The 10,022-nt window shown below is 40.7% G+C and carries 7 protein-coding genes and 1 pseudogene; 2 read left to right on the forward strand and 6 right to left on the reverse strand.

Features of this window, described 5'->3' with window-relative positions; translation table 11 throughout:
- Positions 1-250 precede the first annotated feature (250 nt).
- From HFP08_RS11480 to HFP08_RS11500, 5 genes are all read right to left on the reverse strand, one after another.
- Entirely contained in the window at positions 251-697 is a 447-nt protein-coding gene (locus HFP08_RS11480; protein WP_168120728.1) for a hypothetical protein, read from the reverse strand.
- Between the two features lie 15 nt (positions 698-712).
- Positions 713-6,217: a hypothetical protein gene (locus HFP08_RS29000; RefSeq protein ID WP_206109227.1), complete on the reverse strand. Its 5,505-nt coding sequence runs from the start codon at positions 6,215-6,217 to the stop codon at positions 713-715.
- A 26-nt stretch (positions 6,218-6,243) separates the two neighbouring features.
- Positions 6,244-7,428: a hypothetical protein gene (locus HFP08_RS11490; protein WP_168120729.1), complete on the reverse strand. Its 1,185-nt coding sequence runs from the start codon at positions 7,426-7,428 to the stop codon at positions 6,244-6,246.
- A gap of 72 nt (positions 7,429-7,500) precedes the next feature.
- Positions 7,501-8,055, reverse strand: coding sequence for an N-acetyltransferase (locus HFP08_RS11495; RefSeq protein WP_168120730.1), 555 nt, complete (start codon positions 8,053-8,055; stop codon positions 7,501-7,503).
- A complete protein-coding gene (locus HFP08_RS11500; protein ID WP_168120529.1) occupies positions 8,056-8,226 on the reverse strand; it encodes a hypothetical protein in 171 nt (56 codons plus the stop codon).
- 361 nt (positions 8,227-8,587) lie between these two features.
- On the opposite strand from HFP08_RS11500, the gene HFP08_RS11505 reads away from it, so the two are divergent.
- Together HFP08_RS11505 and HFP08_RS11510 are read left to right on the forward strand one after the other, a co-directional pair.
- Positions 8,588-8,836: a stalk domain-containing protein gene (locus tag HFP08_RS11505; protein WP_168120731.1), complete on the forward strand. Its 249-nt coding sequence runs from the start codon at positions 8,588-8,590 to the stop codon at positions 8,834-8,836.
- Complete coding sequence (locus tag HFP08_RS11510; protein WP_168120732.1) at positions 8,817-9,143, forward strand: hypothetical protein; 327 nt, start codon at positions 8,817-8,819, stop codon at positions 9,141-9,143. The genes HFP08_RS11505 and HFP08_RS11510 overlap by 20 nt, the downstream gene beginning before the upstream one ends.
- Before the next feature lie 284 nt (positions 9,144-9,427).
- On the opposite strand, the pseudogene HFP08_RS11515 reads toward HFP08_RS11510, so the two are convergent.
- Positions 9,428-10,022: pseudogene (locus HFP08_RS11515) on the reverse strand (hypothetical protein); the annotation flags it as partial.

Raw genomic sequence — 10,022 nt, forward strand, 5'->3', positions numbered from 1 at the left:
GATAATCGTTCTGCACCTCCGTCTATGTTGTTTTAAATATAAAAATCTTCTTTAATAAAATGACACAAGAGAGAGGCTGTTTTGTTATCAAGACAGCCTCTGATTTATTCAATATGAAATTGATATTTCATTTTAATATTTTATTAAACGAGATGTCTTCTATTTGGAGAAATTTCGCTCTATGACTTCTTTTAAAGAGTACCCATCGGTTTCGAGCAAAATTTGTACCTCCTTTTTTGTTATTATGATGTTATATGGAATACTTCCATTCGCCACCAACATTAACGCTAACTGATTCAGCCAGTTTCCATGCCCCACCTATGTTTACGTAAACAGATTCAACGTTTTTGTCAATCCCTCCAACGTTACAAAAGAGATTAGACCCTAATTGGAATTTCCAGTCTCCATCAGTGGCGATATATTGGTTTCCGGGTTGATTTTCATACCAGTAGTGTACCTCGATACTCCATGTGTAATGACCCTTGGCTAAAAGAAATGAACCTTCACGTGTGTAACTTTTGTATTCCAGTGGGGGCTGTGTAAAAATACCCATAGAATAAGATCCTATTTGAGGCCCATTAAACACAGCATAAACTGCGACGTATTTATTATAATTGGTAGGATTATCATAGGTTGCAACATAACTAACATCCACATATTCTCCATCAATTGATGTGCTTCCGATACCAGTAGGCATGTGTACACCACCTTTCTAAGGGATATATTTAATCCATATGTCCCCATCTTTTCCACCACTAGGATCAGATGTCGACTTTATAATATTTGCTGTTGTCATCATCTCCACCCATGGTCCCCAAGTGGTACCCCCATCAACAGTAGACCTAGTGAACCTTCTGTCTTTTTCGTTCTCTGTAATGGCTATGGTGATAAATTCTTGTAGGTAATATCCAGAACCTCTGTAATATACGTTACAAATACCAGTCGTAGATACTGGGAAATTTGAGTTAGGAGAAGTTATAGAATACATACCAGCTTGAAACGGTAAAGTATTAGCATTACCGTAATATCCCCCTTTACCTGAGCCATCTGGATCGGTCAGTGCAAAGGTCTGTTCTTCCGTCCAAGGATACCAGTAGTCAAAAAGTTTACGTCTAATGAACTTCCTATTCTCATTTGATGGAGTATACTCCTGCATACCGTGTCCTTCTTCTGGGTATTCTATATGAGACACATACCCCTGTTGAGCAATAGGAAGGTCACTATAGTTTGTTAGGATATAATAGTGTCCTGTTTGATCTATCTCTCCAACACCTATTTCCCATATGGTAGTATCTCCACCATATGACCACGTACTCCAGGTTCCAGTATATGTTCTGGTATGCATTTTGTTGTTGACTAGGTCTAGTATAGTTTGGAATACAATGCTACCATCTTCGGAGGTTACTATGGCATAACATTCAGCACCTATACCAGTCGGTCCATTGACCATAGTGAATATATGGTACCTACCATCTTGTACTAGAGTGTTTAGATCGATACCAGATTTTTGCTTGACTTCTATCTCACTCTTATCCAGCTTAGTGGAAAGTTTGTTTAGGACAGTTGTAGCAAAGTTCGGATCATCGCCTAGTGCCTGAGCGAGTTCATTAAGAGTGTTCAGTGCGTCAGGTGAACTGTCGACTAGAGCAGCTATAGCTTCTTGAACAAATGCGGTGTTTGATACCCTTGTTGAGTTATCTCCCGCAGTAGGAGTGGTTGCGGTAGGAGTGCCTGTTAAATCAGCGTTGTCTAGGATGTTTTCAAGCCCCTCCTTTACGTTATCCAAGTCAATCTTGTTATTATCCGCTTTAGCCTCAATATAATCCAACGCAAAATCTTGTACGCCCTCATGTTGCTTAATCTTAGCAATGTCCTGCGTAGCCTGAGCTACTGCACCGCCAAGAGTTGATTGATACGTCAGAGTAGCATCGATGGCGTTTGTGGTGTAGGCGTACTTGTCGAGAACGATATAGTCGACGTAGTATTCGGCGGCGGGGTCTACAAATGGTATGGACGCGACACATCGCTCATTACCATACGCATCAGAAGCGTTTACCACCCATCCGACATTGACATCGGTTGAGAATGGCTGCTTTACCTCACCTTTGTAAACTGCGAGTATCTTTTCAGCTCGTTTACTCAACTCGCTTCCAACGGCGGATATTCTGTTGATATAATACAGGCCGCTTCCGCCGAATGGTATTGGAGTAACGGACTCCCTTACAATCACACCCTCCAGCAGCTCCACCGTATTACCGCCTTCAGCCAGCGACAACGCTCCAAGATCGCCTTCCAACTGCTCGACAACAGGAGTAGCAAGGACGTAATCGAGTGTAGCGTAACAGTCCCATCCCGGGGCTTTGTATGTTACAACATATCCAACATAATTATATATTGGAGGACTACCGTCGAGGATGGATTCCCATGAATCGTATACCGATCCATCGTTGCCGTTGGCTTTCCAACCATTCATGAGAGCTTTAATGAAAATACCGTTGTTTGGATTCAATGTCTCCGTCCATCCTGATATTACATCCGGAACACAAATATACAGCGAATCGCCCGAAATATTAACCGCATCTGCCGCAGTGGCGAGGTCATTATAATCGACAGTATTAATCATACGTCCGTCATACCCCATAGATACGGCTTGTGTTTGTGAAGGTAGGGCGCCTGCTATATCTGTCCATCCGACCACAGCTACGCTTTTAAATCCAGTTCTATCGGCTAAAAATACCCATTCGAGCGAGCCATCCAACTTGTAACTTTGTCTCCACCTCCTAAATACCTCACCAGTAGCACTGTCGTAGCTGTCCGCTATGCTCCGATCTACGTTGCTGGCAAGGAGTGTAGGTACGTTGGTATATTGGTCTATTCTTGGCTCAAATGATTCAGGGAGGTTGCTGGTGTCACCAAGGACGAGCATCCAGTTTTTGAAGTTAAAGTTTCCAGCCGATATACACGTAAACTCGTATCTCAGTTTGTCCGTATCGACTTTAGTAGTCCAAGTCTTAGGGCTACCCGGAGTAGGAGATTGAGACGCATTGTTATAGGTACTGCCTTTATATTCCCAGACACGCACACTCCAACCAGCGCCGCCATCTATAGAGCCTATCGAGGCTGTATACTGCTGTCCACCTCGCGCAGGGATATTGACAAAGCTGGGTTGTCCCGATGCAGTAGCCGCGAGAAACAACTCATAAGGTGCAACTCTGGAAGCATTCGCGTGAACTGTAGACCACATGTCTACGGGTGGTAACAAGTTCAATCCCGTCTTCCTCACACTCACGCCCTGCAAATGCTGAACACTACCCACATACGGGAAATGAGCGTCTATGTCTTCGCCAGTAATCGTCGTTCCTATGGCAGCGTAGTCGACAGCGGAGATTTCGTAGAGACGGATTTCGTCAAAGTAGACTGTGGCGTTTATTGCTCCGTCTTGTCCAATGTATAAACGGAACCCATTACCCAGCGTGTTACCTGTTGGAACTTTAACGCTAATAAACTGCCACTGTCCAATAAGCGATGAATTCGCAAATGCCTGACTGTCTACAGTTGTTGAACCAGATTGGCGTAAAGATAAACTGACTGTTCCACTTGTCCACGATTCGATGTATGTCCACGCAGTAAATAAATAGTATTTTGTTGCGTCAAGCGCATACGTGAACTCCTTACGTGCCCGAGCTTGACCGTCACTCACTTCCAACTTAATAGACGATGTCCCACTACGTTTTTGTACCGTTGATATCGACACAGCACCGCTGTTATATGTGAAACCCGTCAAACTCTCACACCCGCCATCACGCCCAAGGATGTTAACCAACGTCCTACCTTTAACCTGTACTGACGCCCCGCTCGCTTGGTCGGTGTTGACTACATTGACGCCACGCTGTAGGGGGGAGGGGATGGTTTGGCCTTCGACAATAGAGGACTTTAAACTGCTTAAAGTTGTTCCTTCCCCATCAGTTACTTCTCCAGATAGAGATAAATTCCCGTCCCAATCCAGAGTTAGAGCGTTTGATCGGTTATCGTCGTCCAATCCATTACCTATAATTACTGCTTTTGAATCATCTTCAATGTTAAATCTACCCATTGCTGTCTGACTCTCACCAGAAGCTATAGTCCCTTTATTTTGAGAATGAGAATACTTACCAGAAGCAACACTATCTTTTCCCTCGGCGTGTGCCGAATTCCCATAGGCTTTCGTACCGCTTCCTTCTGCATGAGTATAATATCCGTCATAATCATCAAGACCAGATGTAACAGATCCAGTTACGCCAGCAACGGTACCGAAACCCTCCGCATGCGACGATCTTCCTGATGCTATAGTATTCTCACCTTCAGCATGAGCGGCAATACTTGACGCTTGTGAGTATATTCCTTCAGCATGAGCCGAATTATTTGATGCTATTGTGTTGCTACCTTCAGCATGGGCTTGAAGTGCGGAAGCGGTGGTATTGCTGCCTTCGGCATGTGAACTAGGTCCTGATGCTGTCGTACCAGATCCTTGTACTGTTGAATTTGTACCGCTTCCACTTTTTACTGGTAAGTTTATATCAGAAGCTGTTATCGTAACGTTCCCACTAAGATCAGGGGACACCCCATTCACACTACTTACTGAGCCTGTTCCGTCAACGCCTCTTTGAGCCATCAATTGCCACTCGACAGCGCTTGAGCTAGGTTTTACTCCAGTAACTGTCTGAAGAGCCATGTAACTAGAGCCATTATCCGTAACAAAGTTATTCTTATAATAAGTTGCAGATGAATTATATTCTAATTTACCTGTCGTATTTTCAATCAATGCATCTAATTCATCAATCTTATCATTCACATCACTGATCGCTTGAGCGGTATTTGTTTGTCTTGTCGTTTCTTGAGTTTGTCTTGTGGATTCATTACTTTGCCGTACAGTTTCTGCAGACACTCTCCCTGATTCCGCAGACACTCTAGACGATTCTGCACTTACCCTATCAGACTCATTACTGATCCTTGTATCTTCACTCGTTTCACGTAAATCTTCTGCATTTTCCCTTGCTGTTTCAGCAGTTACTCTTGAGTCTTCCGATGAGACTCTTGCTACTTCCGCATTTCCCCTTGCTATTTCAGCGGCTTCTCTTGCTGTTTCATCACTAACCCTTACAGATTCTGCAGATATACGATTGGTCTCATTTGATTCTCTAGTCGATTCGCTTGTTTCTCTATCCGACTCTGCGTCAACTCTAGCAGATTCAGCAGTCGCCCTTGAAGATTCACTTGAAATTCTATCGTCTTCATTTGAATCTCTTGTTGATTCAGCGATTACTCTGCTCGATTCAGCACTAACTCTCGCATTCTCTGCTGTCACACGATCAGATTCGGAAGTCTCTCTTGCAGATTCATTTGAAAGTCTTGTGTTTTCCGATACGATTCTACTGTCTTCATTATCTGACCTTGTGGTTTCAGCCGTATTTCTTGCTGTCTCTGCAATAACTCTCGCATCTTCTGCATTATCTCTAGAAGTTTCAGCACTGCTCCTAGAAGTTTCGTTACTTTGTCTTGTACTTTCAGCAGTGTCTCTATCTGACTCATTTGATATCCGAGCACTCTCATTTGCAACACGAATGGTCTCAGCATCTTCTCTTGCTGTTTCATTTGTTTGTCTTTCCGATTCATTTGCTTCGATTGCATCTTTTGCATTATTGGCATTCGTGGCAGCAGTATTTGCTTCATTCCCTTTTGCTAATGCATAATCACCTTGAGTGGTTGCATGTGTAGCAGCAGTATTAGCAGCATCTGTTGCGTCTTGAGCATCCTGAAGAACATCTCCAGCATCCTCAATAATATGAGTCGCCTCTTGAGCACTCTGTACAACATCTTCAAGGATTTCGATAGTTTCGCCTTCACCTGTAGGTCTATATATTCTTGATGTAGGGAATAGTACAACACCTCTGCCCCAAAATGTTCCTGTTAAAGTTTTTCCTTCTTCACTTGGATTGAAATAAACTTCACCGATATTATAATCCACATAATATTCGTTACTTGCAATTTCAGGAGTCTCGTCATTCAAGTTGAGGATCTCATTATATCCAGATACTTGAACTTTATATTCCTTGTCTGGTACTTCTGTGAGTGTGAATTTATTATTTATGACTTTTAATGAGAAATCAATTTCGATAAATTCGTCCCCTTCTTTTCCAGAACGCAATCTATATATCAATGGGTCTTGTGAGTAATTCATACATTCACTCCTAATTTTTTTTATTCTTATTGAACTGAATTAATTGAAAACTTTAATTGATTTATATCTGAAGCGGTTATTATATCGCCCCTCATCTTTGTACTAGGTGGGCTAATAGTCGGTGATGGATTATTTATTCCATTGATCGCATTGACAGCTTGATTAAACATGACTGCATAAAAAGGACTTCCTGTCTGTGCCTGAGTAAAACTATAACTTGAATTTGTTCCTAGCCTATAGGCTCTGAACTCATTAATTTTGGAGGTTAAATTATTCCACTCGGTTGCAGTCAGATTGAAATTTTCGTCTTTTGATTTTTCATATGTCCATGAAAATTCTTCTGGGCGATTGTTTTGCAAAGTAATTGTATTATCTGAGTAAGGGCTGTTCAACGAAGAATAAGAAGAGTACGCTCTAAATTGATTAGTTGTGTTGGCTGGCATATTCAGCCACTGAACGTATTGATTTCCACTTGGCGTTATAGTTTTTGAGTCCAAATAAGAACCAGTAGAAGATAGCCTTTCAACTGTGATACTACTCCAGTTGCCTTGCATCCCACTTGTATAAATAGTGAACGTAGAACCATTTGTAACTTGGCCTGAAATTGCTGGTGTCTTAGGCTGTGACGTTCCCTGTGTAGTGTAACTGGAATTTGATGTCCCCCCACCTGTCAATGTGGCAATTGCTTTAAAATCATATTGAACACCATACGTCCCAACAGATAAATAATAAGAAGTTCCAGTTGTCGAAAAAGTACTCCATGTCCCACTTGCCCCACTTGAACTTTGTTTATAGCTAATGGTGTAATTCGATGCTCCTGATAAAGCAGTCCAAGTTAGCCCGAATGCCCCTTGTTGTCTATAGGCGATTGTGACAGGATTCATAGTGGGTGTTGGAGGAGATGCGGTTGTAAAACTTGTTGTACCTGAACTATATGCAGTTCCATTTGCAGCCGTAGCATATGCCTGAATTGATATAAATGTTCCAGAAGGCAGTCCATTTATACTTCCACTTGCACTTTTACTGGTAGTTCCGCCAGAAGCGGCAGGGTAATCGTATCCTGAAGCCTGATATCCTCCTCCAGACCATGTAGCTACCACATACGCATTGTTATAAAAATCTGATGTAAATACATTGCTCAAATCATTAATTGTCCATGAAGCACTGTTTTGACCAATTCCGCTAATCGAAACACTCGGTATAGTAATCACCTCAATTCATTTCCACAAAAAATTGAACTTCCACCACACAACAAAAAAGCCACTCCTAATTTGGAGTGACCTTTATGAAAAAATATCGTAACGCATACTAACAACATTTTTTCTCTTCTGATTTTTGTGTAGATTTCTAACAAAACCGTACATCTCATAATAACTAGGTGTGTCTTCTCTAAATTCAATATCAGTATCGACAGTAAGGAATCTACATGCAATTCCTTCTTCCAACAGGTTTTGAGCATAACCTAACGACAATTCTAATAGGTAGCAACCATAGTGGAATTCATTTCTGTCTTTGTGGGTTGCGAGTTTGCCAACCTTTAAAGCTGGAACAGAATTAAAGGGCACATCTAGTTCCAATTGATTTTTTTCTTCCGAATCAAGGTAGAATGAATCGGTGAGCATTGCAATATAGCCCAATACAGCATTAGACTCATTATCAATAAGTAATTGTACCGCACTAATTCCTAATTCTATGTATTTCTTTGCATCATGCAAAAGAAAATTGTTATAATCTTCAATACCACAATCAAATGATTCAAGAGGATAGTTTTCATCAAAGTCTACAAGAGATACAAGATTAGATATGGTTTCATATTCTCCTGTGTCTCTATATCTCATCTATTTCCTAACTTTTTTCAATAGAGTTAGAGCAGATTTCCTTTTTTCTCTACTTGCTTTTGTATCAGTTTTCTTTAAAGACTCAACAAAATTAATAAGGTCTTCCCCACGTAGTACGGGAGTAGCTTCAATTGGTTTAGCCATTAATTTCCCCTTCTTTCCATTTTTCATATCGCCACACACCTCTCTACTAATTTGTATAAGGTATGCGAAAACATCAATTATAGACCCACTAATATGAAAACTATCGTTCTCACCTATAATTCTATCATTTTAGTTGGTAGAAGTAAACAAATTACATGGTAAAAGTAGGAAACTCGCTTGAAATGAAACTCAATTTATCTTAACAACTTTACTTCCACTCAACCTATTCACCATTACCCTCATCCTTCAATATCGACAATAATTTCTTGAGTGGAGTGGGGATTGGGATGTTCATGCTTCATTTTTTTAACAAAATATTGGAAAAATATGCTACTATAATAGAAAATGAACGTATTACTTCATAACCAAACAAAACGGAGGTTTCACAATGAAAAAACTAACCATAGGCGCAGCTAGTTTTATTGCAGGAGCGTTGCTTATGACTGGAATATCTGGCTATGCTGCCCCTGCCCTAGAAAAAGTGTCTGCTTATATCAACAACACCGTTACACTTAAACTGAATGGTGAAAAGGTGGAGACTTCTCAACCAATTCTCACTTATAACGATAGGACATATGTATACCTTAAAGATGTCGGCGAGTTGGTTGGAGCGGAAGTTGGTTGGAGCGGAAGTTAATTGGAACAATGATGAGAGAAGTGTTGAGATTGTTAGTTCTGATTTTGATGAGAGCGGTAATGAATCAACTATAAATGATAATACTACCTACTACACACTTGTAGAAGGCGCGGCCAAATTCAACTTAGATATTTATAAATTTCATTACAATATAGATAACGAAACGTTTAAATACGATGGATATGATAAAATAATTAAAGTGGAAAATAAATATTCTAGCGATGTAATTGCATATATAAACAGTCAAGGCAAGGTAGAGGTCAGCGAAGAAATATTTTTAGAAATGCAAGAAAGTGAGAGTAATTAACCGAATGTCGCTGGAACACCTTGAACGTTACCAAGGAAAGATACATTACTGCCCCTTGCAGTCATGAATTTGTGCCCCCAGCTTTACAGGGATACTGATCCATCAACATTGTTATAAATTTTAAAAAACTCATTATTGTTATTATAAAGCGTCATGTCGCCATAGGAACCACCCATTTGAGCATAATTGCTAGGATCAGATGTACTATAAATTTTAGATGCCTTCAAGTTGTCAGTGTCGATATATTGCGCCGATATTAATCCAGCATTAATTTGATTGGCATTTTAAGTCCCAGTATAAATTCCATAAGGACTAATATTGGTTAACATTGGAGAACCAGTGGATAATGCTCCAATTTCTCCTGCACTATAGGAAGCTTTAGGAACTGTGCTCCAATTTATACTACCACCATTCATAGTAATATTACCACTAAAGTTACCATTACTTGCAGTCAATGTGCCGTCAGAAGCAACACCAAATTTACTTCCTATTTGCATTGTGCCTCCAGTGACTTGAACATTGGAGGCTTTCATTTTGCCTGTCAAATCGACGCTGAAGGGGGCGTTGGCGAAGGTAGAGCTTCCCAATGAAATGCCATTTGAATCAGCTTTGAATAGGCTATTGCCAGACCCGATTTCAACCTTACCTTTGAAAATGACATCGCCATTCGTATCCAGTACGATTTGATCACTCCACACAGGGCTCGCCGTAGTGCCTGTGTTTTTTTGTATTTTTAATCCATGTGTTGCATTAATAAGAACTCGACTTTTTATACTGCCATCACTTTCTGTTCGAGTGATGACCAAATCCATTTCTGTTGCAGTTATCCCATTATCGTCAATGGTAAATGAGCCTGATTGATTGGTAATCGTAAGATTG

Source organism: Paenibacillus sp. HB172176 (assembly GCF_011947265.1).
Classification (GTDB): Bacteria; Bacillota; Bacilli; order Paenibacillales; family Paenibacillaceae; genus Pristimantibacillus.